Here is a 26,142-nt window from a genome sequence, read left to right on the forward strand (position 1 = left end):
CTGTGCAAATTTTGGTAATTGTCAATATTCCCATTATTAATAAAATGTTTTAAAAATATTATCTCAAAATCTCCCCAGAAAAGCAAGCAAAATTTTGCCAATAATTGATAAGTTTTGTTAAAAAGAAATGGAGAGATCAGCCTTTATTTTTTCCCTTGCAGTAAACCAAAACGAATTAAACCCGACTCGTAACCGCGCCGCATTAACCCTAAAGATAAAGCCCCTTGGATAGTAGTGTAACCGCTTGCTAACAGACCAGCGATCGCATCTGTGCTGAGGGCCGAATCAATCACCACATCCCAAAAGGCCGCCACCGATAGGGACCAATCATCGGTTTTTAGGTCTTGAAAGCCAACTTCACGGGCAATATCGGCGTATTCTGGCAAAGAAATCACATAGGGCAGACAATAAACCTGATAAATCTCGTTTAATAGTTTAATCTCCCCTTCCGTTAAATTACCGGCCAGAGAAGTGGTGGGACGATGACACCAAGTAGCCATCAAAAAAGTCCCCCCGGGCTGCAAAACCCGATAACATTCCCGCAGAAATTGCCTTTTATCGGGCATATGTTCGCCACTTTCCAAAGACCAGACCAGATCAAAATTATTCTCAGGAAAGGGGGTTTTTAGGGCATCAGCCACACAAAAACTGACTTGTTCTTCTAAATTGAACTCTTGCGCTCTTTGGCTGGCTCTAGCGGCTTGTACCGGGGAAAGGGTAATCCCCACCGCTTGGCTGTGAAATTTTTCGGCCAGATAAAGACTACTGCCACCAATACCACAACCTACATCAAGAATCCGATTAGCACCGGTGACATGACCCCAAGTTAATAATTCTTCTATTAAATCAATTTGTGCCTGACGGCGATCGAGTTTAATCTTGCCGCCGCGACCGTAGTAACCATGGTGCATATGTTCGCCCCAAATCCTTTCCCATAGTCCACTAGAGGAGTCATAAAAATCGGCTATTCGTTGATAAAGTTCCATGGTGATTTCCTAGTTAAGAGAGGCACTCTTGCCAGAGAGCCGAAACACTTACTTAACCCTAACCCGAAACTCTCAACCACGGACAAAACCCTTGAAAGTCTATCAATGGCTAGGTGGGGTGAAGACCATCAAACCCGACAGCAACCCCGAAAATCGTGTCAGAATAGATCAGTGTAGTCACTGATTATCTTTGAGAAAAATATTTATATGTTAAGACGGGACAGCTACGATTTAATCATTGTCGGGGGCGGTATAGTCGGAACCACCCTAGCGGTGGCCTTAAAAAATACAGGATTAAATATCGCTATGATCGAGGAACGTCCCCTAGAGGTGGCCGCCTCCCGTCGTCAAGCTTATGCCCTCTCCTTGATGTCCAGCCGGATTTTTACAGGCTTGGGTATCTGGGATAAAATCTCGCCCAGTATCGGTAAATTTCGTCATATTCGCCTTTCTGATGCCGATTACCCGATTTTTGTCCCCTTTGTGGTCGATGAGCTAAAAACCGATTATTTGGGCTATGTGGGCGAACATCAAGTGATTTTAACCGCCCTGCACAATACCAGCCAAGATTGCGATCGCATTGACTGGTTATCCCCTGCCAAAGTGTTAGAAGTGGAGTACGGAGCAGAAACAGCCACTGTCACCCTGGAAGAAGCCGGTCAAACCCGAAAAATCACCACAAAATTAGTCATCGGGGCTGATGGAGCCAAATCCGCTATCCGGCAAGGGGCGCAAATTAAAACCAAAGGTTGGAAATATTGGCAATCCTGTGTCGCTTTCACCATTAAACATCAACTCGATCGCAACGATACCGCCTTTGAAAGATTTTGGCCCACCGGTCCCATGGGCATTTTACCGCTCCAGGGTAATCGCTGTCAGATCGTTTGGACAAATCCCCATGAAGAAGCGAAAAAACTGCAAGAAATGCCCGAAGCGGAATTTATCAAGAAATTAGAGGCATATACGGGGGGATTACTGGGAAAAATAGCATTAGTTAGCCCCCGCACTCTCTTTCCCGTACAGTTAATGCAGAGCGATACCTATGTTAAACCCCGACTGGCTTTAATTGGTGATGCTGCTCACTGTTGTCATCCCGTCGGTGGTCAAGGTTTAAATTTAGGCATTCGCGACGCAGCCGCTTTAGCGCAGGTATTAAAGGAAGCAGTGGACAAGCAAGGGGATATAGGAGCGCTTTCTACCCTAAAATCCTACGAAAAATGGCGTAGATCGGAGAATTTAGCGATTTTAGGCTTCACAGATTTTCTAGATCGCCTGTTCTCCAATAACTGGCCGCCTATCGTTGTCATCCGTCGTCTCGGATTGGCAATGATGCGCGGTTTCCCCCCGTTGAAATTGTTTGCCCTGCAATTAATGACGGGATTAAAAGGACGTATTCCCCAATTAGCTAGGACTTGCTGAATAAATCTAAAAACCTTATTGGGTAAGACCTTTAGACTTTTTGTCAATCAAAAAGTACCAGATATGGGAGTGATCGAGGGGAAATTTAGGCACTTTTTCCCTGAAAATTAGGTAATTGGCCACCTCAAAACTGGTAAAACTCTACACCCCACACCCCACACCCTGTCCCCACGAACAACTTTTTCACCAAACCCTAGCTAGATAGCTGGCCGCTAATTCCGGGGATGGGGGAGAAAGGAAGAAAAAAAAAGCTTGCAAAATGCGGCGATTATCGCTATGATGGTTAAGGTTCAATATCGGGGCGTAGCGCAGCTTGGTAGCGCACTACTTTGGGGTAGTAGGGGTCGTGGGTTCGAATCCCGCCGCTCCGATTGCAGGAAAACAGAGAGTTAGGTAGGGATGCACCCAATCTCTACCTTGTCCTGTTTACTCGAAATTTTCTTAATTGATCAGCGTTTCTGATCAAGTTAGTTCACCATTAGGATCACTGCTGTAGTAGAAAATGTCTAATCAAATATCAGCTTACGGTTCCTGGAAATCACCGATTACCTCCGATCTAATTGTGGCAGCATCGATTAGTCTTGGCGGTGTAACTCTAGACGGAGAAGATATTTATTGGTTAGAAGGCAGACCACAGGAAAAGGGGCGAAATGTTTTAGTTAAATTAAACCCCGACGGCACAACTACAGACATCACTCCAGGGCCTTTTAATGTGCGAACTCGTGTCCATGAATACGGGGGAGGTTCCTGTCTAATTGTTGCCGGAACTATCTATTTTTGTAATTTTGCTGACCAAAGAATTTATCGCCAAACTGCTGATAGTTTACCCCAACCTCTAACACCAGAAAATTCCTGTCGTTATGCGGATTTAATTCTCGATGAATTTCGCAATCGTTTAATCTGTATTTGTGAAGATCATAGCCAAAAAGATCGGGAACCAGTTAATAGTATTGTCAGCATCGATGTGGATACGGGAGAAATAAAAACTTTAGTATCTGGCGATGATTTTTATACCTCTCCTCGCTTAAGTGCCGATGGTTCTCGATTAGCTTGGATTAGTTGGAATCATCCTAATATGCCCTGGGATAGTTCTTTTCTCTGGGTGGCGGATATTAATAATCTTTATTTGACTAATATTCGGGTTGTTGCTGGTGGTGAAAATGAGTCAGTGTGTGAACCGCGCTGGTCCGCCGATGAACAGTTATATTTTACTAGCGATCGCAATAATTTCTGGAACTTTTATTGCTTTAACTACGATGAACAAATAGAACAAGTTCTCGAACCAATTGATGCTGAATTTGCCTATCCTCATTGGGTTTTTGGTTTATCTAACTACGGCTTTGCCAGGGAATCACAGATTATTTGTAGCTATACAAAAGATGGTCGTTGGTATTTAGGAAGTATCGATACTGTTAATCGGGAATTTCGAGAAATTATTACTGCTGATACTAACATTTCTTCCCTACAAGTTAGCGATAACAAAATAGTTTTTATTGGCGGTTCTTTCAGGGAAGTAACGGCGGTTGTCTCAATGGATTTAGCCACAGGAACGAGAGAAATTCTCAAATCTTCCAGTAATTTAACTATTTCTAGCGATTATTTCTCGATTCCGGAAATGCTCGCTTTTCCCACCAGTCAGGGACTAACGGCCTATGCTTGGTATTATCCGCCCAAAAACCCCGATTATACCGCCCCCAATGGCGAATTACCGCCCCTTTTAGTCAAAAGTCACGGTGGACCGACGGCTGCGGCCACCTCTAGTTTAAGTCTGCGGGTGCAATACTGGACCAGTCGCGGTTTTGGCTATCTAGATGTCAATTATGGCGGTAGTACGGGTTATGGTCGTCAATATCGTCAGCGTTTGCTGGGAAATTGGGGAATTGTCGATGTGGAAGACTGCATCAACGGGGCAAAATATTTGGTTAATCAGGGATTAGTCGATGGGGAAAGATTGGCAATTTCTGGGGGCAGCGCCGGTGGTTATACAACTTTAGCAGCCCTAACTTTTCATGATACTTTTAAAGCAGGAGCTAGTTATTACGGAGTTAGTGATTTAGAGGTTTTAGCCACCGATACCCATAAATTCGAGTCGAGATATTTAGATAAATTGGTGGGACGTTATCCCGAAGAAAAGGAAATTTACTATCAGCGATCGCCTATTCATTTTACCGCTCAGTTATCCTGTCCAGTGATCTTTTTCCAAGGTTTAGAAGACCGAGTGGTTCCACCCAATCAAGCGGAAATGATGGTAGAAGCTTTAAAAGCAAAAGGTTTACCCGTCGCTTACGTTCCCTTTGCGGGAGAACAACATGGATTTCGTCAAGCTGAATCGATAAAACGAGCATTAGATGCAGAATTTTATTTTTATTCCCGTCTCTTTGGTTTTACTGCTGCCGACAATTTAGAACCCGTAGAAATTAAGTAGTCGTGCAAAGTTAATTTCCTAGGTCAGTAATCGGTGAACAGCAAATCTAGACCTAATATTATCTAAAGACTAAAAGTCTTTCTAGTTAAGAAACTTACCCGAATAGAAATGATTTTAATTGCCCCATGTTTTTCTTAGTCGCCTACCCACGATTCAGACATATTTGAGGAGAAATCGAGCAAATAGGTCGAGTTCGTAACTATTCTGATTGACTGGTATCATTTGAAATGACTACACAGCAATCGGCTCATAAAATTGGGCGATTGTCAACAGCTTTTGAGATGCGCTTACCCTTTTCTAAGTTGACAGTGGTTGCTTGACCAAGAACAAAAGGTAAGGCAGCGTAGGATTATTTTTTAATGTAAATACGAACTCCTTGAACTTCATCAACTAGCCGATAATTTTCATTGATAACCTTAGCGATTTCAGGAAAAACTTCGTGTCCCTGAGTTTGTCTATCGGTAAAGAAAAACATTCTTGGAGCTACAGCATCAACAAATAACTTAGCATTAGAATTAATAAGATCGTCTGCATACTGTTTGAAAAAATATTGCTGTAGGGGAGAGTATTTAACTGGCCCGATCGCACCGGCCCTTGTTGCTTGTATAAGTCCCGTGTCAACATATAGCTCTGATGCCCATCCCCAGACAGCCATAGATTCACCAGGAGAACCATACTTGAGAATAGTTTTAGCAATCGGACTAAGATAATTTCTAGCAAATCTTCGGCGATTATTAAGGTAAACATTATCTGATTTTATCATTGTGGCAACTTCTAAAAAACTACTGGCAACTGTAATAAAAATGACACCTGTTAAAAGAGATAACTTGAAGTTTGAAATAGTTAATTGCGACACTTGTAAGACTTGTGCGAGTTCACCTAGAAAAACGCCGATGAGAAATCCACTAGGTATGATTAGAAACAGCAAATAATGAGTAAACCCGTTCCCTGGTCTAATAATTGAATAACTCGATGCGACCAAAATAAATAAACTGTAATAGACAAAGCAAAATGTCTTGGACTTTTCTTGATTTAGGCTTAAGGAAACACGCTTTAATATTAGAAATGGTACTCCTAATATCAAGACAATTGCTGTTAATAAAAATAATATCTGTGTATCTGGCACTCCTCTTAACATCCGAAGAAATATGTTAATTTTTCTGAAAAAGCTTAGTTGATTTACGTTTCCCATCAAACCATGAGTAGAATAAATCAATAAATTCTGTTCTATGTAAGATTTCCAGAAAGCATCATATATTGAGAAAATTGTTAGATATAGTATGACCAGAGCGGAGAACAACATTCCCCCAAGAAAGAAAGCAGCAAGACTCCTGATGAATTGACCTCTCGCTCTGCTTTTTAGCCAGAGTATGTGCAAAAATATACAAGCAATTGAGAAAGCTATAGGAACTGACTGAATTTTGGCAAAAGGAGTAAGTCCAAGGGTAAAACCCAAGGCAAATATCAGCCGATTAGGATTAGATGAATTACCAGCATAATATTTACAAACGATTAACAAAGCCACACTTAATATTGCCACCGAAAAATGTTCACTTGTATAATGCACGTAGTCGAAAAATGTCATTAAGGCGACAGTTGTAACCACAGGAACTATTGCTAGGCGAGAAAGGCTCTTATCGTAGAGATTGGATAAGGCATAATAAAGACAAACAATAGCAGCAATTATCATAATTAAGCCGATCACACGACTACTAGCATATTCAATTCTGAACCCGAAAAAAGCTGGTAGAGTCAGAGGATAGACATTCAGAAGTCCAGATGAACCGGTATCTACCGCACGCCAAAAAACTGGATCCTTCAACAGTTTTATCGCACCTGCAGTAAATAGTGCCTCATCTGGGTTTAGCATTGGTGGCAAGAAACCTGGCCAGCGTGCTGCTACAATAAAAGTCACTAAGGAGATAATAAATATTAGATTTGACAATAAAAATTTCTGGAGCTTACCCGTGGGAGTTCTCAGGAATATGAGAGGAGAAAAAGCGCAAAAAATGAAGATAATAAAAGTGACTATTACCGATATTCTGTAGATAATTGGCAAAGATTCAACACTTGCCAAGTTGCTCAGTAGCCACCACCGTAAATCAATTTGGTTATTTATCATTTTTTCACCTTTTAGGGATCAATATACAAGATACAAGGATTTTTTCTTTTAGACGATTTTGCAGATCATTGGGAAAGATTTTTAACTGCTTCTGCACCGGCTTAGGAATGAGGCTCTTCTGGTTTCTGTGTGGAAACGAGGTCTATACTGATAGTTTCTTCGACAAAATAGTCCTAAAAGTGTTGCCCGATAAGCATTTCACGATTCCATAAGCAAAAATTATCACACAAAGTCGAGAAGAGCCGGAATGATAACTTCGTAATTCATCAAGCTTGTTCAGAGGGAGCATCTCATTTTTGCAAGTGAGTAATTAGGGTTTGCTGAATATTACTGGAAGCATTACTAGAAAGCAGTTTTGGGACTTTTTTAGCCAAAAAAGTGCCAGAAATAAACGTTGAGAAATCGATCCGAGGGACTCAAAAGCCTTGCACTTTCATTCGACTCCCGACGACTGACTCCTAACCCCACCAACAAACTTTTTCAGCAAACCCTAATTATAGCTCTTCTGGAACTCTGGCAAAAATCTTACAGTCTCTCAACTCTGGCTCTCTTATGGGGTAGGCCTTCAAGCGAGTGCTAACTGACAGAAACCCGAAATTTGAGTTTTTATTAGAAGAAAAGTTAGCGTTCGCTTGTCAAGCAAGGGTTTCAGAATCTAGATTTGGTCAGGGATTTGCGAAAGTCCCAGAAGAGCTTTATACTAAATCCTTTGAGTATAGGCTACTTGTGAGGACAGGCAAAAGGGAAGAGGCAAAAGCGGGAATAAATAATCAGTCTTTAATAACCAGATTTAGTATTATTTGCCCAGAACAACAGTAGATTTATTCTCCCCTAGTCCAGTGAAAAGGTGACAGTCAGGGGGGAAAGCTCAAAAAGAATTGACTCATAACTGGGAACTGTCAACTTAAAACTTACATCTGATAACTGATAACTGATAACTGAAATTAAACCACTTTAGCGATGGCTGCTTCTAGCTTATCCATAGCCTCATCTACTTCTGTTTCCGAGACAATTAAAGGAGGTACAAAACGGAGAACTTTCGGACCTGCGGGAGCAATTAATAAACCCTCGGCCAAGGCTGCATTAACAATAGTAGATGAAACCAACTCACTTTCTGAATTAATTTCCATACCATTAATTAAACCCCAACCGCGCACATCGACAAATAGATGGGGATATTGAGAAGCAATCACGCGTAAACGGCTGCGTAACTGTTCCCCTCGCTGCTGGACATTTTCGAGAAGATGATCCCGTTCAATGGTTTGTAATACTGTTAAAGCTGAGGCACAAGCGAACGGATTACCCCCAAAGGTACTCGCATGACTACCCGGTTCAAACACATCACAGAACTTTTTGCACATCATTGCACCGATGGGAATACCCCCCGCTAAACCCTTGGCAGAAGTGAAAATATCCGGTTCTACTCCCAAATTCTCATAACCCCAGAGTTTACCGGTTCTTCCGACTCCCACCTGTACCTCATCAAAGACAAGCAAAATGTTATTTTCGTCGCAAATTTGCCGTAAACGTTGGAAATATTCGATATTTCCCGGACGAACTCCCCCTTCACCCTGCAGCGGTTCCAACATAATCGCAGCCACCCGACGATTACCCTCATCGAGGTCAGCGATCGCATTTTCCACCGCTTCGATATCATTATAGGGAATATAGGCAAACCCCGGCATCAGGGGTTCAAAGTCTTTTTGGTACTTCGGTTGACCGGTTGCGGTGATGGTAGCTAAAGTCCGACCGTGAAAACTAGCGTGAGCGGTTAAAATAACTGGCTGTTCGAGGAAATCTAGAACCGTATGGGCATATTTCCGCACTAATTTAATTGCCGCTTCGTTCGCTTCCGCACCGGAATTACAGAAAAAGACTTTATCAGCGCAGGAATGATCGACAATCCATTTAGCTAGTTCCCCTTGTTCGGGAATATAGTATAAATTCGAGACATGATGGAGTTTTTGGATTTGCTGGCTAACCACTTCAATTAAAGCAGGGTGCGCGTGACCGAGGGTACAGGTGGCAATTCCCGCGACAAAATCAAGGTATTGTTTACCGGAAGTATCCCAGAGAAGACAGCCTAACCCTTTGGCGATCGCAATGGGAAAACGACCATAAGTATTCATCACATAGCTGTTAAAACTATCTCGATCGAAGGGTTGATTCGGGTTTAAATTGGGAGTGGGATCAACTAGGGTTGGTTCTAAAAGGGTTTCTGGACTCACTGGGGAACTCCTGCGCGATTAGACATAGGGGAAATTATAATCAAATCCGTCTGAGAAGGACGGGTTATTTAGATTAAAAACTGATTTCATTGTAAGTTACTAGACAGTGTTAGGGGTGAATTTTGCTTGTCTATCAGTGAAGATAAATATCGTCGTCTGCGTCAGGAATTAATCGGGGGAATTTTTGCCCTGATTGTGGTATTTTTGCTGGGTACGCTTTGGTATCATCTGATCGAGGGTTGGAGTTGGCTAGATTCGGCCTATATGACGATTAGTACCCTCGCTACCGTCGGTTTTGGCGAAATTAATCCCCTAGGTGAACGGGGACGACTGTTTACAATGGTTTTGATTATCATGGGAGTAGTCAGCATCGGTTATATTGTTAATCGCTTGACCGAAGCTTTAATTCAAGGCTATTTTCAAGAGGGACTCAAACAGAGACAGGAGAAACGCTTGATCGATCGACTATCAGAACACTATATCATCTGTGGTTTAGGTCGCACAGGCAGACAGGTAGCGATCGAATTTTACGCGGAAAATATTCCTTTTGTAGTCATTGATACAGACCCCCTACAGGTAAATCGGGCCAAAGAATTAAATTATATTGTTGTTCAAGGAGATGCCACCTTAGATAAATCTTTACAAATGGCAGGAATCGAACGCGCTATTTGTATTGTGGCCGCTTTAACTTCCGATGCGGAGAATTTATATACAGTGTTGTCTGCTAAAACTCTTAACCCGAAAATTCGCGCCATTGCTAGGGCCAGTACCGAGGAAGCAGTACAGAAATTACAACGGGCCGGGGCCGATGCGGTGGTATCTCCCTATATTACCGGCGGTAGAAGATTAGCGGCCGCGGCCCTACGACCCCAGGTGATGGATTTTGTTGATGGGATTTTAACCGGAACCGATCGATCATTTTATATGGAGGAATTTCTAATCGATCCGAGGACTTGTCCCTGTGTGGGTTTAAGTCTTAGTCAAGCACATTTAAGATATCGATCGGGGGCTTTAGTTTTGGCTATACGTCGCGCTGATGGTACGCTAATCGGGGGACCGACTGGCGATACGGAATTAATGGCCGGGGATCTGTTAATTTGTATGGGAACGGCCGAACAATTACGCAGTTTAACTCAGATTTTAATCCCTATGCGATCGGATGGTTTACGTTTACCGAAGCATTAGTTAAAGAATCGATAAAAAATCTACTGGTAGCATTGCGGGAACGGGGGAAACAGCAAAATCTCTTAGGTTTCGCGTTATGATTATTTCTAGCTTTTCTGATTCAGCAACGGCACTGGTAACGGCATCTTCAAAATCTTTCATCTGACTTGCCAATGCTTGCCTAATTATTGCGTCTGTCACCCTAGCAACTTGCAAATTCTCTAGAAGACTTATCACCAACTTTCTTGAGACTTCTCTTTCGTTTTTTCTAGACAAAATATAATAAATATTGGTGACGGCATGACCAGAAATATATCCTTGAGTTTTACCTGTCTTAACTGTATTGAATGCTTGTACAGATGCTGGAAAATGTGGTTCACGCTTACCCAAAACATCTAGCAATACATCACTGTCGAATAAGACTCGTTTCACCGATACTTCTCCACTAAATAATCAATATACGATTCTTTTGGGTCTTCTGATCCTAAATCAACAACCCCCACTAAGTTTCTTGTCCAAGGATCAAGATCGCTTAAGTCATCTGTTAGGGAATGAGAGGTAGTTTCTGAGGATACATTCTGACGAAAAACACGCCCATATTCTAATGCTTTCTCAAAAACCTCCTGATCAGAAATTGATCCAGAAAGATTATCTAACCAGTTTTCAGACGAAGATTTTTCAGTTTCTAAATCGACAACACCCACTAAGTTTCTTGTCCAAGGATCAAGATCGCTTAAATCATCTGTTAGGGAATGAGAGGTAGTTTCTGAGGATACATTCTTAGGATTAAATCGCTCTTGAATTCTGAAAATTATTAAACTATAATAGGCTCTCAATTGGGTGACTAAAGATTTGTCAGTATCTTGGAAATATTCGGTTATAGTACGATTAGAAACCGATAGAGCATTTTTAGCTCCCTGGTAAATTTGCTCTAATTCTGAATCGGCAAACATATCAATAAACACATCTATCGTTTCCGAGAGAAGGAGTGAACCTTCCACCACTCTGATTAAATCGGCTTTTTCTTCACCAGTCTTTCCCTCATTGATCTGAGCAAGGCCGATAAATAATTTAGCATAGGCAGTTACTCTATCGGTAAATTCATTGATAATCTCAATCAAATTTATTGCCGAACCCTCATTCTTATATTGTTCCCATACCTGAAACCATAATTCATCAATTTGACAAAATATATCGGCTCTTGCTTGATAAGTTTTAGAGTTATCCTTAACTTGCTCAACTAAAATCTTAGTTTCTTGTAGTAAATTATCCAGTATTATCCGATCAGAATCGGTGACAATTTGATCGAGTTTATCTGTAATATTTTGCAGATTTTCTAACAAAAATTGTCCTAAATTTTCCCGTTCGACTGAACTTGGCAGACTATTCATCGTATTTACCTCCCCTAAGACTGACGATCAAACAGAAATGAGTAGTCAAAATTATCAGCCCTAAACCTCCATTGTAACAATTTTGGGGTCTGAAAGGGTGATTATAGTTACTATAGCCTCTGAGGGAGATAGATTAATTACCGTTCACTCTTAATTCCCCTGACTCGGAGACTACTGACTCCGTACTCCTCAATCTAACGTCTGTCAGGAATTGAGAAATTGAGGATGAGATGTTAGTACAATCGGGGAATAGTAAAGGAAAAACCCCTATTGCTCATGAGTCCAAATCCCAATTCTTCCTCGCGATCACTGCAGCCGCTGCCGGTTCCCTCCATCCCGATACCTCCCTCGGAGTTAATCAAAGGAACCACACCAGAGATAAATCAAGAAATGACGCAAAAGGTGGCGACGCAGGCCAAACAAGTGCCAAATATGCCGCAAAATGGTCAAATATCGCCACCACGTTCTCCCCACAGTCGCGCCTCCAACCAACCCACCTTAGAATATTTGATCCAGTTTGCCTTTGATCGGGGTTATTCGGACGTTCACCTAGGGGTTGGAGAACAACCCCGGATGCGGGATCGTGGCGAAATGATTATTCTCGACTATCCTGAAATTGACATCAACACTTTTTATAGTTGGCTGCGCGAAATCCTCGGTGAAGAAGAAATCCTTCGCTTTAAAAAAGACCTAGAATTTGACGGTGCGACTCAGTACGAATTCGCTAGAGCGCGGATTAATATCTTTGAAAGTCTGCGCGGTCCGGGGATGGTTTTGCGTCTGATTCCCATGAAAATCCCCACTATGGAACAATTGCGCTTACCGATGGTCTTCCGGGATGTGTGCGATGTGCAGAAGGGATTGATTTTAATCACCGGTCCGACGGGTTCAGGGAAATCCACCACCCTAGCAGCCATGATCGATTACATCAATAAAGAACACCCCAAACATATTATCACCATCGAAGACCCGATCGAATTTGTCCATAAAAGTCGTCGCAGTTTGATCAAACAACGGGAAGTGGGAATACACACCCATGAGTTCGATAATGCCCTAAAAGCCTGTTTGCGGGAAGACCCAGATATTATTCTGGTGGGGGAGATGCGGGACAAAGTCACCGTCAATACTGCCCTGAAAGCTGCCCAAACCGGTCACTTAGTCCTGGGAACCCTGCACACCAACAGCGCTGTAAAAACCCTTGACCGGATTTTAACTCTTTATGGCGCCGAGGAACGGGAATCGCCGCGCTTGGCGATCGCAGAATCTTTGGTTTGTATTATTTCCCAGGGTTTATGTCGCAGCACCGACGGTAAACGGACAGCTTTTTACGATATTCTCCTCAATACAGAGGCCGTCAAAGATTACATTCGCAGCGGCAAAAATGACGAAATTATCGAATTAATGAGAGACGGCGAATACCACGGCATGATTACCACTAATCAATCCCTGTTTAACCTCTATCAAGAGGGACGGATTACTCAGGAGGTAGCCTTGGCCATGTCCCCGGTCCCCAATGAACTGGCGATGATGCTGCGGGGTAGAATCTAGAAAAACCCTGAAGGAAATTCTTCAGGGATCAAGAGTTTAGTAGGCTAGAAAAATAGAAGCTCCTACTTATTCTCTAGGGGAACCCCTCAAGTGACCACTTCCGCGATTGTGTTGCCCGATATTTTTAAAGGCATCGCCCTGTTTACCCCCGGGGGCGATCTAATTTACTGTATCGATCCTGATAAACAAACTCATTGGCATCTGAATCTCTGCGCTGCTCTCCAGTCCGCTTTAGGGTTGCCAGAACCCCCCCATTTTTTAGTTCCTAGTTTTACTGCTACCATCGATCGCTGGCGAGATCCCTATAGTCACCGTATTCATACTAGAGCCGAAGTCTATCCCCTTGTCCGTCGCTATCAGCCTTTATTAAATGCTATTTTCGCCACGGACGATCGAGCTTGGTTTACTGTACCCTGGCAGGAACAATCCTCTAATCCCACTATCTTAGAAACCTATCGTCAGCAGTTTCCCCAACTTTGGCAATCCCACGATCTGATTCTCCGTTATCAGGAGCGTACCCCAACCACTTCAGGGATTAATGCTGACTCTGACTATACCAATCCTAGTCCCAAGGGTTATGTTTTGCGGTTATTTGTCTCCGGCAATAATGCCAATACTAAACACACCCTAGAATCGATCCATCAGCTTCTAGAACGAGAATTACACCATCCCTATACCCTGAAAGTGATCGATATCTCTAAACATCCAGAACAAGCAGAATCTAATCATGTCTCTGCTATTCCCACTTTAGTCCGGGTTTGGCCGCAACCAGTGAAACGCATCATCGGCGAATTTGAGGATTTACCGCGAGTATTACAGATTATCGCCACCGCTTAGGGTTTAAAGACTTCTGACTCGATACCTCGCCACCATTCTCCCAATTTCATTAAGTCTTGCTGAATATCATCCAATTCTTGGATATATTCCTGTTGGGAAAGACTGGCGCGACGTTCTTGCAGTTTTTTGAGACGTAATTGCACCAACAGCCAAGGCTTGGAAATACCGTTAGTTTCTTCAATATAGCGGGCGATATCTTGACTATCCATAGTTTTCTACTGTTATTATCCCATATTTTGTCAAATTAACCCAAGAATCCTTTTTTTACTTGCAGAAGATTATGTTTGATTTTAGCCACTATTACCCCTACGCCGAATTAGTTTCTTTCCTGAAAAACCTAGCTTCATCCTATCCTAATTTAATTAGCCTCACCTCGATCGGTAAAAGCCACGAAAATCGAGATATCTGGTTAACTACCCTAACAAATCAAGCCACAGGCCCCTATTTAGAAAAACCTGCCTATTGGATCGATGCTAACACCCATGCGGGGGAAGTAACAGGTTCTGCCGTCGCTCTCTATACTATCTCCCATCTTTTGAGCCAATACGGTCATAATTCGCCAATTACCAGACTTCTTGACCATTACACTGTCTATATTTTGCCGCGATTAGCCGTGGATGGAGCGGAAAAATATCTCACCACTCCCTATATGTTACGATCGAGTATTCGCCCCTATCCCCACACGGATGAGAAACCGGGGCTATATCCTGAAGATATTAACGGCGATGGTTTAATCCTACAAATGCGCCAAAAAGATACCTGTGGCGCTTGGAAAATTTCTGAACAAGATCCTCGCATTATGGTGCGTCGCGAACCAGAGGAATTTGAAGGAACTTTTTACACTTTGCTCACCGAAGGTTTAATCCGCGATTACGATGGCTATAATTTTACCACTGCCCCCACCCTAGAGGGCCTGGATTTTAACCGCAATTATCCCGTTTATTGGGTTCCTGAAGGGGAACAACAGGGGGCTGGAGATTTTCCTTTTTCCGAGCCAGAAACCCGTGCAGAAGCAGAATTTTGGGCAAATAACACTAATATTAATGGCTTCGTTACCTATCATACCTATTCGGCAGTCATGTTGCGTCCCTATAGCACCCATCCCGACGAATATTTCCCCGTGGAAGACTTAGAAATGTATAAGTATATTGCTGATAAGGGAAAAGCAATGACTGGTTATGAATGCGTTTCTGTCTATCACGGTTTTCGTGATCATCCCAAAGAAGTGATTAACGGTGCCATGGATGATTATGGTTACGATCATTTTGGTTGGTATGGTTTTACGGTGGAGTTATGGGATGCACCCACCCAAGCGGGAGTGAAAAAAGATGATTATATTCAATGGTTTCGCTGGCATCCTTTTGAAGATGAATTGAAGTTACAGCGTTGGAATGATGAGAATTTAGCGGGAAAGGGTTTTATTAATTGGCAAAGTTTTGATCATCCCCAATTGGGAAAGGTGGAAATTGGCGGTTGGGACTTTAAAAATGTCTGGCAAAATGCCCCAGAAAAGTATTTACCAGATTTATGTGAGAAACAATGTCAGTTTACTATTGCCCATGCTTTGATGTCACCTCTTTTAGCTATCTCTCGTCTCGATCTTAAGTCGGAGGGCAATGGTATTTATCATCTGGTTTTACAGTTAGAAAATCAGGGATTCTTACCCACTTATACCAGTAAAAAAGCACTGGAAAGAAAGATAGTTCGTCCCATTCAAGTCAAGTTAAATTTGGTCGATGATGCGAGTTTAATAGTGGGAAAATTAGAGCAGGAAATCGGTCACTTAGAAGGGCGATCAAATAAAGTATATAGTAGTCTCGCTCACGGTTTAGATTATCGCTGTACGGTGGAATGGGTAATTAAAGGAGTTTCTGGTCAAGAAATCGAGATTGTCGCTATAGCTGAAAGAGCCGGAACAGTCAGACAAAAAGTAATTTTATAGAGCTATTTTGTTCGATAAAATTGTTAAATAAGTCTCGTGGGATTCCGTGGGTAAAACTCGCAATTTTTGGCTACGAAGATCCGGTTCTAATCCCAAAGCTTCTAAAGGAATTACTCCTAATAAATTGTTTTGACCTCTGGGTAATTCCAAACATTCAAAAGTCCCTTCCCGTCCCGCAATAATCAAGGTGGCATCGCGAAAAATTCTCGCTTTTCCTATGCCTTTAGCCGTAGCCACATCTACTTCTTTTAAAAGCTGTAAACCCAAGCGGGAGATGACTTCCGGCACCAGACAAAGAGTAGTTGCCCCCGTATCCACCAAGACATTTTCTAGGGTAAGAGAGCGAATTTGTTCCGGCGCGATCATACCATCTTCCGCACGAATTTGATCGGCGCGATTGATAACTGTAATCGTGGTGTAGATTTTGCCCATATCTTCTGCAATAATTGCTGGCTCAACCATAATACTAGCCTCAATTCTACCCCTAATTATACCAGAATAATTGCCAACAACACTGTCTAGTAATTTTAATTATTAATCCGGCCATCGGGCATAATTGCACCGCGGAAGTTAACTCCCATGAGATTAGCACTCATTAACTCAGCACGAGTTAGATTAGCATTACTTAAATCAGCACCGGTGAGATTTGCTCTAGCAAAGAAAGCATCGATTAAATCCGCTTCCCTAAGATTAACTCCTGAAAGATTAGCCCTTCTTAAGTCAGCATGATTCATTCTTGCCGCTTGAAAATTAGCTTGACTAAGATTAGCTCGATCGAATTTTACGTGAGTCATAATTGCACTATGGAAATTTGCACCTATTCCTTCCGTATCGCTCATTTTTGACCGCACTAAATTGGCTCCCGCTAGATTTGCTCCCACTAAAGACACCCCGACTAAATTGGCATCAGTGAGTAAAGCACCTTGGAGATTAGCATTAGTTAAATCCGCATTTCTGATGTCAACATTGCACAAATTAGCCTCCTTTAAATTGGCTCCTACTAGATTAGCGCGCACCAGATTAACCCCTCTCATATTAGCCCCTTGCAGGTCGGCGCGATAGAGATTAGCTCCTTGTAAATTAGTGTTACTATTTTTCTTTTCCTGACGCATATTTGTTCCCCGCAAACAAGCACCAGTGAGGTTAGCACTACTTAAATCAGCCCCTCGTAAATCCGCCCCGATCAAGTTAGCATCAAGTAGAATAGCTAGGGTTATATCAGTATCACGAAGATTAGCCCCTTGTAGCATCGCTCCGTGTAAATTGGCACTGCGTAAATCTGCCCCATTTAAGTCAGCTTGGTTGAGACTAGCACCACTTAAATTAGCTGTCACAAGATTAGCTTGAGCGAGATTAGCCCGGTTAAGATAGGTAAAGAGAAGATTGGAGCCGTGTAGATCTGCTTGATTTAAAACAATGCCAATTAAGTCAGCACCAACTAAATTAACTCCGGGTAATTTTAAGCCACTAAATTGAGTTTCTCCCGCGGCATAACGTGCAATTAATTCGTTTGGTTTCATAGGTAGAATATCCAGATAAATTGGGGTAAAAAATTAGAGAATTCTTTGTAAAGCTTGCAACAGAATACCGGCGGTTTGAACGTTAGCATCCCTATCCATTTGGGTTTGAGCAATATGGTATAGTTGAATTTCGATATCCTTGAGAGATTTCCCACTTTCGATCAGTTTTTGTAGTAAATCTTCTAGGGTATAACTTCGCAGAGTTAACCAATCTTGACTGTTCTGATCCCAAGGATAAAATAGGAGCGAGAAAATTAATATTTTGGCTCGTAAAGGATTAGCATAACGCAAAATTTCTAAACGAATTTCAAAGGGGTCATAGTCAGAAATTTGTGGGTAATTACTGGGGTTATTGTTTAAGAAAGCTGGCTCGGCAAAGGGCAATTCCATTGTCGAAGAGGCAAAATCCACAGGTTTACTTCTAGAGGAAGAGAAAGATGAAGTTTTAGCCGAAGAATCACAATCATCATTTAGATGAACCATTTGATCATTAAAGATTTGACTTTTTGACTCATTATCCTCTTCTTTGTAATCGTTATTAGTATCGTAGAGAGGCTCTAGCTGGGTAAGAATAATCTCAGCTAGGGACAGGTATAGAGCTTTTTTATTAATATTTTCGGCAACTTGGTTGAGAGTTTCTCGCAAGCTTAAGAAATTAGGATTGTTTTGCCTCAGTTCTAAAATAATATTTTTTAAGCCATAATTATTAATCACCGATAGATCATTTTCCCAACGATTTTTACAGGCGGCAAACATTAATTTTTGCATTCTCTCCGTCTCTAGATGATTTCCTAGGCTATTAACCACCTGTCTTAGGGAATTATCTTCCCCGTTGTTGACAGCATTATTAACGGCGGTAAATCTAGGGTTAACTGCTGGTTCTAATGGTGATAATTGGGTGTCATAGGCGGCAGCAATATTACTATATAATTTACTGATTTGCTCAATAATAACCGTGGCTACTCCCGCATAAACTTCAGGACGATTTAGGGTTTTAACTAACTTATAAACAGAAAAAGTTAATTGTTCCTTACTGGTTTTGAGTTGCACTAACTCCTTCACCAAGTCTTCCATCGCCACACCGTCTAAAGTATTAGGATCATTTTCCCAATATTTTTTACAGATATAAAAGATTAATTTTTTGATCCGTAATTTTTCTTCGTGGCTGTCGAGATAGCGAACTACCTGATTAAAAACGTCACTGGATAATTGCATAGTAACCTCTGATCCGAGAAAGTCGCCCACCCTCGCACACCTCTACTATGAGGTTATGCTATTGGTCTCTCGCAAGTTAGCTTGCCGGAATATATAAGTTATTTCGGCTCTTCTGGCGCTCGAAGATATTCTAGCCTAAAAGCGTGCAGCTATTGAGTTCGGTTTGCTACATTTGGTCCCTAAAATTCGCAAAAGATTATTTTTTCGCCTTTCTCGTTTTTAGTACAAATGTTCGAGCAAAATCGGAGTAAAGTCTTTAAGTTTAGGCGATCGATGCCCGATAGGGTTAGAGTAATCAGGGAGAAACTGATTTATCGAGAGGCCATATCATCCTATGCTAGAACTCTATCAATTTGAACTATCTGCCTATTGCGAGAAAGTCCGTCTCATCCTTGACTATAAAGGACTTGCCTATAAAAAAAGGGACGTGGTGCCGGGGGTGGGACAATTAGAATTATTCCGTCTTTCTGGACAGCGACAGGTTCCCGTCCTCAAGGATGGTGATACCTATATTGCCGACTCGACGGAGATTGCTTTTTATCTCGATCGCAAGTATCCTGAAAAACCAATTATCCCTACAGATCCCCTCCAACGGGGTCAATGTTTATTAATCGAAGAATGGGCCGATGAATCCCTGGGATTAAAAGGAAGAACCGCTTTTCTCGGCGCTTTTGCCCAAAATCAAAACTTTCGTACCGCTTTTTTACCCCGGGAAACTCCCGATTTTATGCGCTTGTTGCTGGGTTCCTTGCCGGGGGAATTAATTGATATTTTTGGGACGGGTGTAGGTCTGGGAAAAGATGCTATCAATACGGCTAAAAAAGGGCTACAACAGGACTTAGAAGCTTTAAACCTCATTTTAGCCAATCGTCCCTATTTAGTCGGGGATCAGCCTACTTTAGCCGATTTAGCCGTGGCGGGATTAAGTGTACTGCTTCAGTTTCCCCAGGGTTCCTATCTCAACTTACCCCCGGAATTGCAAGGCAAGGGGATTCCGGGGTTAGCTGATAATAGCGCCTACGAGGGCTTTTTTGTCTGGCGCGACCGTCTTTATAGTCAATACCGTCAAACTATTACCCCTGGTAATTCCACCCCTCCCATCGATTCCCCCACCTCCATCCAGATCGAATAGCAGAGCTTGACTAGGGTGGTGGGGTGTGGGGTGTGGGGTGTGGGGTGTGGGGTGTGGGGTGTGGGGTGTAGGGTGTAGGGAGATTAAATAAAAGCAATCTACTGATCACTGATTACTGATCACTGATTACTGATCACTGTTAAGATTCGCGTAAAACGTAGCCGACACCGCGCACGGTATGAATGAGGCGTTTTTGACCACCAGCCTCCATTTTCAGGCGTAAATAGCGAATATATACCTCAATAACGTTTGATTCTCCTTGAAATTCGTCTCCCCAGACATTTTCGAGAATTTGATCCCTTGATAATACTTCTTTCGGGTGAATCATCAGGTAGCGCAGCAGTTCAAATTCCTTCATCGTCAACTCAATATTTTTGTTTTTATAGGAGAGACGACGAGTGACTAAATCTAATACTAAGTCACCGAAGCGCAATTGTTCGGGGATAGTTTCCAGAGGTTGCAGGTAAAAACGGATTAATTTGAGAAAAGATTGCGAATTATAGGGTTTGAGAAAATAATCGTCGGCTCCCGCTTCCAAACAGGCGAGACGTTCTTCTAGGGTTTCTTGAGATACTAATAAAATAATATAAACGCGACTTCCCTGGGAACGTAAACGACGACAAAAAGTCACACCCGCTTCCCCCGCCAGGAAACGATCGAGTATAATCATCGCTGGCTGCCAACTTTCCACTTCTGGGAAAGCGATATCAATGCTAGGCACAATCAGGGGACGATAACCTGCTTCTTGCAAGTCCGCACTAGCTAATTTAGCGATATTCTCCTCAATTCCCACCAAGAGAATCGAAGAACTCAGAACTGGTGTACTCATTAGTCGGCAGCGGTAAAGAAATAGGGAAGATGGGGAGGGGACTAGCCAATTATACTTAATTGATTCTCGCCTAACCGATTTTAGATAAAAAAGTTAAGGCTGTGGTGCGTTGGACAAAATCACCATTGACAGACCAACCAATCACTCGATCGGGGGACGACCAGAGGCTAAGATGATCTACAGGGGGATCCGCATAAAAATTTTCTTGACCGCTACCCAATAAACAGGAACTCCAATGGGTAAAATAATCGTGACTAAGGCGATAAATGGGAAAATTACCGATTAATGGCACTCCCCAACCGTCCAGAGCAATTAAAGCTCGAATTTTCACCCCTTGAGCTTGCCAATAATAGGCTAAAGCGATCGCATTTACCACCCCCGCACTAAACCCAATCAAGGTTAGGTCTTCTCCCGGTAAAAAAGCTTCATTTAAGCAAGAAAAAGGAGAAATAATAATATAGGGACGTAATTTGACCGATTTACTCCCCAGATGTCCTAAAAAATCCTCGGTCAATCTAGAATCATGAAAACCAGGACAAATCACTAAGGTCATAAAATTAATTAAAAAGCAATGAGGAGACAGTAATCAGTAATCAGTAATCAGTAATCAGTCATCAGTCATCAGTTATCAGTCATCAGTTTTTTCTCCCTGCTCCCCTACTCCGTCTCCCCTACTCCGTCTCCCCTACTCCGTCTCCCCTACTCCGTCTCCCCACACCCCACACCCCACACCCCACACCCCACTTCCCCTAATCTTGCCACCTATGACCGTAGAATCCAGCTTACAACAGTTAAAAAGAGCTTCATCGGGACGATTACCCAGCAGTTACGGGGTCTATTTTAAGAATACCCTGGTGGCTCTCTGTCATGCTCTTGAAGATCATATCTTGCAAACTAGCAGCCCTGATAGTACAAATAAACCACTGGTCTTAGTCACCTTTCAACAGGGAAAATGGTATTTACAGGAAGCAGAGCGCTATTTAGATATCGCTCGCTCTTCTCGTCATATTGCGATCGCTGCCGTGGCCGATAGTGGTTTTTCTGAGCATAAAACCGGCAGTTTAGAGAATGTTTCGCTAGTGAACTTAGATAATAGCGATAGTTTGGTTAATGAGTGGAATTTAATCATTCTTTCCCCCGATTACGCCTCCATGGTACTCTGTCATGAGTTATCCCCGGAAGAATACCGGTCCGATAGTCAACCCCAAATAGACACGGAGCGAAAATTCTACGGTTTATGGACATTCGATCGCGATTTAGTCGAAAAAGCCGCTAGGATCTTAATTGAGCGTCTGCATCCCTATAATCCCAGTCTAGCGGCCGATTTAAGCAGACAACAGCAGGAAATTAGTCAAAATATTAATCCCATTCCCACGGATTTAACCGGAGTAGTCTCTCGCATTGTCACCTATCTGCAAACCAGTCAACAGCAGTTAGTCACCGTCAGCAGACAAACGCGAGAATTAAGCGACTTAGAAGGACAAGCATCCCGTTTAAATAAAAATTTAGCCGCTAATAAACTGCAAGCTTTTCTAAGAATGGCTCAAAAAGTCGATGAAAGAGATATTGATAATCCCCTTGCTTCTCTACAGGTGGCCGCTTTAGCGGAAATGTTGGGACAATTGCTCGATTTACCCACCCTGAGATTGCGACGCTTACGATTAGCAGGTTTATTATACCGCATCGGTCTAGCGGAGGCTCCGATCGAAGTTTTTAGACAGCGTGCCAGTCAGTTAGAGGGAGCAAATGCGTTATTTTGGCGGGATAGATCGGTATTAGGAGCGCAATTACTCGCCACTATGCCCGAATTAGCCCCAATTCAACAGATTATTTACCATGAGTTTGAATACTGGGATGGTGGCGGTGTTCCCAACGGCTTAAAAGGGGAAGAAATCAGCCTAGAGTCGAGAATTTTAGGATTATCAGCCTATTTTCAGGAATTAACTCAACCGCGAGGCGATCGACTAGCTCTAGATTTAGGAGCGTCCCTAGAGCGTTGTCAAAATTATAGCGGGATTCGTTTCGATCCCGCTTTGGTAGAAAAATTAACTTCGGTAATTCGTCTGTGCGAAATGGGATGGATGCAATTACCCGATCGCCCTAGTCAAGTCCCCGCCGTCTGGTTAGAATCAGTTTAGATTAGGGTCTGCTGAAAAAGTTTTTCCTGGGGGTAGGGTGTGGGGTGTGGGGTGTGGGGTGTGGGGTTTTACCCATTTTCAGGGGGTCAATTACCTAATTTTCAGGGAAAAAGAGCCTAAATTTCCCCCCCGATCCCCCCAAGGTCTGGCACTTTTTGATGGGAAAAAAGTCTAAAATTCTTATCCAACAAGGTTTTTAGATTTATTCAGCAGACCCTAGATTAGACTCCGATTAAACTCTGCATGGCACGTCCCATATTAGCCGGTTTAAAAGCTGCCATGGCCGCGGTCGGTTCATAGCCGCAATGTACCATACAATCGGCACATTGAGGATTGCCACTAGCCCGACCGTAGTTATCCCAATTGGTTTCTTCTAAAAGTTCCCGAAAGCTTTTGTAATGTCCTTCGTTGAGCAGATAACAGGGTTTTTGCCATCCTAAAAGACTATAGCTAGGACTACCCCAAGGGGTGCATTCATAGTCTTGTTCACCGATGAGAAAATCGAGAAAGAGAGGATTATGGTTAAAATTCCACTTTTTCTGGCGTGATTTCCAGGGTGAGAGAATTTCTCGGAATAAAGCTCTAGTTTGCTCCCGTTTCAAGAAACTATCTTGATCCGGGGCCCACTCATAACTATAACCCGGGGAAATCATCATGCCATCGATGCCCAAAGTAGCGAGAAAATCGAAAAATTCCTGCATTTCTTGCGGATCTGTGCCTTCAAAAACCGTGGTATTAGTAGTAACCCGAAAACCTCTCTCTTTCGCCGCTTTAATCCCTTTTACTGCCTTATCGAATACTCCCTCCCGATCCACACAGCGATCGTGATGTTCTTTGAGACCATCCAGATGAACACTAAAGGTAAGATAGGGTGAAGGAGTAAATTTATCCAGGCTTTTTTCCAATAACAGGGCATTGGTACACAGATAGACGAATTTTTTTCTGTCCACTAAACCCTTGACAATTTCATCGATTTGTGGATGTAAAAGCGGCTCGCCCCCGGGGATGGAAACCACGGGAACCCCGCATTCTTCCACCGCTGCGAAACATTCTGCCGGGGTAAGATGATTGCGGAGGATTTCCGGGGGATGTTGAATCTTGCCGCAGCCAGTACAGGCTAAATTACAGCGAAATAGGGGTTCTAGCATTAAAACTAAGGGAAAACGCTTTTTTCCTGCTAGACGCTGTTTCAAGATATAGGAAGCAACCACTAAAGCTTGTTGTAGTTGGACAGCCATTTGCTCACACCAATAGGATTCTAAGTCATTATAGACTGTTAACAGGACATCAAGGCATAGAACCCTAGAAAATGGCAAGATAAATAAAAGCTGAGGGCTTTTTTGGCTGTTTACTTGATTATCATCTTGATCTAGCTGATGGCTTCAAGACTACTGACTTGAAAGTGGGAAGTGGGAAGTGGGAAGTGGGGAGAATAAATAAAAAAGTCTCCTATCTCCTGACTCCTAACCTTAACGACAATTTTTGATTTTTACCAGAGGTCTATTATGGGTTCTTTAGGCGATCGCTTTAAGAAATTTGCGGGTAAAACTCGCTATGTGGTCTGTCGCTTATTTTTGCATCTCTACGGCCAAGAAGTCGCACCTCTGATCGGTATTCTTAATCGTGCCGGCCGGGAAGCGATCGATTCCGAAGGCGATTTAGAGGTCATGGGAGAGGGTTTAGTAGAAATTTGTCAAAATCTGCTGCAGATGAACCTCTATTGGTTTTCTGTGGCTAATGAGGGCGATATTTTTTGGAGTGAGGGGGAAGCGGGAGACTACGTTAACGAACTGTTTACCGATTCCGCGGCCAGATACCTAAGTGAATCGGTGTCTGGGGAAGTGGGGGAAAACGAACCCTTAACTTTACCCGTCACCGATAACTTAGTTGTTATGATCACAATAGCATTCGAGGGTGAGAGTGCTGCTTTAGAAACTAGCCTAGCCGATCGAGAGGCCCTGGAAGATGGTTTAAAATCAATAATTAACCTTCACTACCAAGGTCGGCTGCGTGCCATTCAGGTACATTTTTCTCCCGCTCAATTGGGAGATGAATTGACCAATGAGCAACTATTACTCAATTTCCCCGAATTGCTGCCTTTATAGTCTTAATTTTGCCCTTATGCTGCGCCAAGTAACGACAATTTTTTTAATTCTTACCCTTTGTTGCACAACGGTGGCCTGTGGTTCCTCGTCAAATCAAACTCAGTCACCGTCGGCTAATAACAGTAGTGTAAGACAAGAATCCAATCAGGTTAGTAGCGGTCGCTACGAGGTGCAACAAGCTACCTACGATGACGGAGATGGCACTTATACCCTAATGCTGTTAAACACCCCTGGGGGGACTTCTCCCCTCTTCCGCACCACTAACCTGCAAATGGCTAGATTAACCGAGGAGGACATTGCTAAAGGGGAAAAAACCGCAGTAGAAATCAACGGTGATCAGGCTACCCTGTACATGACCGAAGATTTTAAAATCGAGTATGTCCATAATGTCACGGAAGTGCGGAACAATCCCCAAACCGGACAACAGGAAACCGTAGTGATTCGACAAGAATCGAGTTTTTGGAGTCCTTTTTTCGGTGCTGTTGCTGGTCAAGCTTTGGGTAGTTTGCTCTTTCGTCCTCAATACTACGTTCCTCCCCTCTATACTCCGGGAGGTGTGATGACCGGTTTTGGTGGTTACGGTTCCACCTATAATCAGGCAGTGGATCAATACCGGACTAAACATAATAGTCCACCTCCGGCGGTCAAAAATCGGCAAACTCTCCGTTCTACCGGCAATTTACGTCGTTATCCCAGTAATACTTCCTCTAGTCCCAATCGCAGCACCACCACCACCACAAAACCCAGTGGTTCTGGTTATGGTTCCAGTACCCTGAAGAATTCGGGTAAATCTGATAATGTCAAACGTTCTCCTAGTTTCGGTTCCTCTGGTTCCCGTCGTACCCCTAGTCGCAGTGGTTTCGGCAGCAGCAGACGCGGCCGACGTTAGGAGGATTTGACTGGAGTGGTGGAAGATTAACCCTGTCTTCCCCACCTCAGAGATTGGGGATGGCAGCTACTTAGGGTTTGCTGAATAAATCTAAAAACCTTGTTGGATAGTAATTTTAGACTTTTTCCCCATCAAAAAGTGCCAGACCTTGGGGTGATCGGGGGGGGAAATTTAGGCACTTTTTCCCTGAAAATTAGGTAATTGACCAGATGAAAATCGGTAAAACCCTACACCCCACACCCCACACCCCAC

The 26,142-nt window shown here is 42.9% G+C and carries 22 protein-coding genes and 1 tRNA gene; 11 read left to right on the forward strand and 12 right to left on the reverse strand.

Translation table 11 applies throughout. The features are described 5' to 3' along the window. Positions 1-143: 143 nt before the first annotated feature. Complete coding sequence (locus IM496_RS03640) at positions 144-986, reverse strand: methyltransferase domain-containing protein (RefSeq protein ID WP_194018137.1); 843 nt, start codon at positions 984-986, stop codon at positions 144-146. Between the two features lie 207 nt (positions 987-1,193). Here IM496_RS03640 and IM496_RS03645 point away from each other — a divergent pair, with 207 nt between their 5' ends. From IM496_RS03645 to IM496_RS03655, 3 genes are all read left to right on the forward strand, one after another. Next, positions 1,194-2,405: an FAD-dependent hydroxylase gene (locus tag IM496_RS03645; protein WP_194014954.1), complete on the forward strand. Its 1,212-nt coding sequence runs from the start codon at positions 1,194-1,196 to the stop codon at positions 2,403-2,405. 297 nt (positions 2,406-2,702) lie between these two features. Continuing rightward, positions 2,703-2,776 (forward strand) — tRNA-Pro (locus tag IM496_RS03650). 131 nt (positions 2,777-2,907) lie between these two features. After that, a complete protein-coding gene (locus tag IM496_RS03655) occupies positions 2,908-4,830 on the forward strand; it encodes a S9 family peptidase (protein ID WP_194014952.1) in 1,923 nt (640 codons plus the stop codon). A 349-nt stretch (positions 4,831-5,179) separates the two neighbouring features. Here the strand turns inward: IM496_RS03655 and IM496_RS03660 are convergent, their stop codons facing one another. Then, a complete protein-coding gene (locus tag IM496_RS03660) occupies positions 5,180-6,952 on the reverse strand; it encodes a hypothetical protein (RefSeq protein ID WP_287661259.1) in 1,773 nt (590 codons plus the stop codon). Positions 6,953-7,896: 944 nt separating this feature from the next. Next, on the reverse strand, positions 7,897-9,180 hold the full coding sequence (locus IM496_RS03665) for an aspartate aminotransferase family protein (RefSeq protein WP_287661260.1): 1,284 nt from the start codon (positions 9,178-9,180) through the stop codon (positions 7,897-7,899). 126 nt (positions 9,181-9,306) lie between these two features. Between IM496_RS03665 and IM496_RS03670 the strand changes: the two genes are divergently transcribed. After that, the gene (locus IM496_RS03670) at positions 9,307-10,365 is read left to right on the forward strand and encodes a potassium channel family protein (protein ID WP_287661261.1); all 1,059 of its coding nucleotides are present in this window, start codon (positions 9,307-9,309) and stop codon (positions 10,363-10,365) included. Here IM496_RS03670 and IM496_RS03675 read toward each other — a convergent pair whose 3' ends face one another. Then, on the reverse strand, positions 10,366-10,776 hold the full coding sequence (locus IM496_RS03675; protein WP_194014947.1) for a PIN domain-containing protein: 411 nt from the start codon (positions 10,774-10,776) through the stop codon (positions 10,366-10,368). Then, positions 10,773-11,735, reverse strand: coding sequence for a hypothetical protein (locus tag IM496_RS03680; RefSeq protein ID WP_194014945.1), 963 nt, complete (start codon positions 11,733-11,735; stop codon positions 10,773-10,775). The genes IM496_RS03675 and IM496_RS03680 overlap by 4 nt, the downstream gene beginning before the upstream one ends. Positions 11,736-12,011: 276 nt before the next feature. Between IM496_RS03680 and IM496_RS03685 the strand changes: the two genes are divergently transcribed. Next, positions 12,012-13,283 carry a type IV pilus twitching motility protein PilT gene (locus IM496_RS03685; protein WP_194014943.1) on the forward strand — a complete coding sequence of 424 codons (1,272 nt, stop codon included), beginning with the start codon at positions 12,012-12,014 and terminating at the stop codon, positions 13,281-13,283. A 90-nt stretch (positions 13,284-13,373) separates the two neighbouring features. Then, the gene (locus tag IM496_RS03690; protein ID WP_194014941.1) at positions 13,374-14,120 is read left to right on the forward strand and encodes a circadian clock KaiB family protein; all 747 of its coding nucleotides are present in this window, start codon (positions 13,374-13,376) and stop codon (positions 14,118-14,120) included. Here IM496_RS03690 and IM496_RS03695 read toward each other — a convergent pair. Next, positions 14,117-14,329 carry a hypothetical protein gene (locus tag IM496_RS03695; RefSeq protein ID WP_002751038.1) on the reverse strand — a complete coding sequence of 71 codons (213 nt, stop codon included), beginning with the start codon at positions 14,327-14,329 and terminating at the stop codon, positions 14,117-14,119. The two genes, IM496_RS03690 and IM496_RS03695, sit on opposite strands and share 4 nt — an antisense overlap. A 71-nt stretch (positions 14,330-14,400) precedes the next feature. Here IM496_RS03695 and IM496_RS03700 point away from each other — a divergent pair, with 71 nt between their 5' ends. Further along, a complete protein-coding gene (locus IM496_RS03700) occupies positions 14,401-16,062 on the forward strand; it encodes a M14 family metallopeptidase (RefSeq protein ID WP_194014939.1) in 1,662 nt (553 codons plus the stop codon). On the opposite strand, the gene IM496_RS03705 is transcribed toward IM496_RS03700, so the two are convergent. The 3 genes from IM496_RS03705 to IM496_RS03715 all read right to left on the reverse strand — a co-directional run bounded on the left by IM496_RS03705 (position 16,057) and on the right by IM496_RS03715 (position 18,797). Continuing rightward, positions 16,057-16,524, reverse strand: a complete 468-nt coding sequence (locus tag IM496_RS03705) for a retroviral-like aspartic protease family protein (RefSeq protein ID WP_194014937.1) — start codon at positions 16,522-16,524, stop codon at positions 16,057-16,059. The two genes, IM496_RS03700 and IM496_RS03705, sit on opposite strands and share 6 nt — an antisense overlap. A gap of 65 nt (positions 16,525-16,589) precedes the next feature. Beyond that, entirely contained in the window at positions 16,590-17,582 is a 993-nt protein-coding gene (locus IM496_RS03710) for a pentapeptide repeat-containing protein (protein WP_287661262.1), read from the reverse strand. A gap of 33 nt (positions 17,583-17,615) precedes the next feature. Continuing rightward, on the reverse strand, positions 17,616-18,797 hold the full coding sequence (locus IM496_RS03715) for a hypothetical protein (RefSeq protein ID WP_287661263.1): 1,182 nt from the start codon (positions 18,795-18,797) through the stop codon (positions 17,616-17,618). Positions 18,798-19,131: 334 nt separating this feature from the next. Between IM496_RS03715 and IM496_RS03720 the strand changes: the two genes are divergently transcribed. Beyond that, entirely contained in the window at positions 19,132-19,929 is a 798-nt protein-coding gene (locus tag IM496_RS03720) for a glutathione S-transferase (protein ID WP_104396270.1), read from the forward strand. Positions 19,930-20,068: 139 nt separating this feature from the next. Here the strand turns inward: IM496_RS03720 and nblR are convergent, their stop codons facing one another. Beyond that, positions 20,069-20,758 (reverse strand): response regulator transcription factor NblR, encoded by a 690-nt coding sequence (nblR, locus tag IM496_RS03725; protein WP_104396271.1) that lies wholly within the window; start codon positions 20,756-20,758, stop codon positions 20,069-20,071. Positions 20,759-20,828: 70 nt separating this feature from the next. Then, positions 20,829-21,311, reverse strand: coding sequence for a hypothetical protein (locus IM496_RS03730; RefSeq protein ID WP_104396272.1), 483 nt, complete (start codon positions 21,309-21,311; stop codon positions 20,829-20,831). Between the two features lie 211 nt (positions 21,312-21,522). Between IM496_RS03730 and IM496_RS03735 the strand changes: the two genes are divergently transcribed. Then, positions 21,523-22,896: a DICT sensory domain-containing protein gene (locus tag IM496_RS03735; protein WP_287661264.1), complete on the forward strand. Its 1,374-nt coding sequence runs from the start codon at positions 21,523-21,525 to the stop codon at positions 22,894-22,896. Between the two features lie 221 nt (positions 22,897-23,117). Here the strand turns inward: IM496_RS03735 and hpnH are convergent, their stop codons facing one another. Then, entirely contained in the window at positions 23,118-24,134 is a 1,017-nt protein-coding gene (gene hpnH, locus IM496_RS03740) for an adenosyl-hopene transferase HpnH (protein ID WP_194017564.1), read from the reverse strand. Positions 24,135-24,401: 267 nt separating this feature from the next. Between hpnH and IM496_RS03745 the strand changes: the two genes are divergently transcribed. Next, entirely contained in the window at positions 24,402-25,001 is a 600-nt protein-coding gene (locus IM496_RS03745) for a DUF1517 domain-containing protein (protein WP_287661265.1), read from the forward strand. Continuing rightward, positions 24,958-25,890: a hypothetical protein gene (locus IM496_RS03750; protein ID WP_110579078.1), complete on the forward strand. Its 933-nt coding sequence runs from the start codon at positions 24,958-24,960 to the stop codon at positions 25,888-25,890. The genes IM496_RS03745 and IM496_RS03750 overlap by 44 nt, the downstream gene beginning before the upstream one ends. Positions 25,891-26,142 lie beyond the last annotated feature (252 nt).

Source organism: Microcystis sp. M049S2 (assembly GCF_020245625.1).
Classification (GTDB): Bacteria; Cyanobacteriota; Cyanobacteriia; order Cyanobacteriales; family Microcystaceae; genus Microcystis; species Microcystis ichthyoblabe_A.

Bases quoted from the DNA above. Each gene is read 5' to 3' on its own strand.
- IM496_RS03640 (WP_194018137.1), bottom strand. From the start codon at position 986: ATGGAACTTTATCAACGAATAGCCGATTTTTATGACTCCTCTAGTGGA.
- IM496_RS03715 (WP_287661263.1), bottom strand. From the start codon at position 18,797: ATGCAATTATCCAGTGACGTTTTTAATCAGGTAGTTCGCTATCTCGAC.
- IM496_RS03645 (WP_194014954.1), top strand. From the start codon at position 1,194: ATGTTAAGACGGGACAGCTACGATTTAATCATTGTCGGGGGCGGTATA.
- IM496_RS03735 (WP_287661264.1), top strand. From the start codon at position 21,523: ATGACCGTAGAATCCAGCTTACAACAGTTAAAAAGAGCTTCATCGGGA.
- IM496_RS03750 (WP_110579078.1), top strand. From the start codon at position 24,958: ATGAGCAACTATTACTCAATTTCCCCGAATTGCTGCCTTTATAGTCTT.
- IM496_RS03700 (WP_194014939.1), top strand. From the start codon at position 14,401: ATGTTTGATTTTAGCCACTATTACCCCTACGCCGAATTAGTTTCTTTC.
- IM496_RS03660 (WP_287661259.1), bottom strand. From the start codon at position 6,952: ATGATAAATAACCAAATTGATTTACGGTGGTGGCTACTGAGCAACTTG.
- IM496_RS03655 (WP_194014952.1), top strand. From the start codon at position 2,908: ATGTCTAATCAAATATCAGCTTACGGTTCCTGGAAATCACCGATTACC.
- hpnH (WP_194017564.1), bottom strand. From the start codon at position 24,134: ATGGCTGTCCAACTACAACAAGCTTTAGTGGTTGCTTCCTATATCTTG.
- IM496_RS03710 (WP_287661262.1), bottom strand. From the start codon at position 17,582: ATGAAACCAAACGAATTAATTGCACGTTATGCCGCGGGAGAAACTCAA.
- nblR (WP_104396271.1), bottom strand. From the start codon at position 20,758: ATGAGTACACCAGTTCTGAGTTCTTCGATTCTCTTGGTGGGAATTGAG.
- IM496_RS03745 (WP_287661265.1), top strand. From the start codon at position 24,402: ATGGGTTCTTTAGGCGATCGCTTTAAGAAATTTGCGGGTAAAACTCGC.
- IM496_RS03695 (WP_002751038.1), bottom strand. From the start codon at position 14,329: ATGGATAGTCAAGATATCGCCCGCTATATTGAAGAAACTAACGGTATT.
- IM496_RS03730 (WP_104396272.1), bottom strand. From the start codon at position 21,311: ATGACCTTAGTGATTTGTCCTGGTTTTCATGATTCTAGATTGACCGAG.
- IM496_RS03685 (WP_194014943.1), top strand. From the start codon at position 12,012: ATGAGTCCAAATCCCAATTCTTCCTCGCGATCACTGCAGCCGCTGCCG.
- IM496_RS03705 (WP_194014937.1), bottom strand. From the start codon at position 16,524: ATGGTTGAGCCAGCAATTATTGCAGAAGATATGGGCAAAATCTACACC.
- IM496_RS03720 (WP_104396270.1), top strand. From the start codon at position 19,132: ATGCTAGAACTCTATCAATTTGAACTATCTGCCTATTGCGAGAAAGTC.
- IM496_RS03680 (WP_194014945.1), bottom strand. From the start codon at position 11,735: ATGAATAGTCTGCCAAGTTCAGTCGAACGGGAAAATTTAGGACAATTT.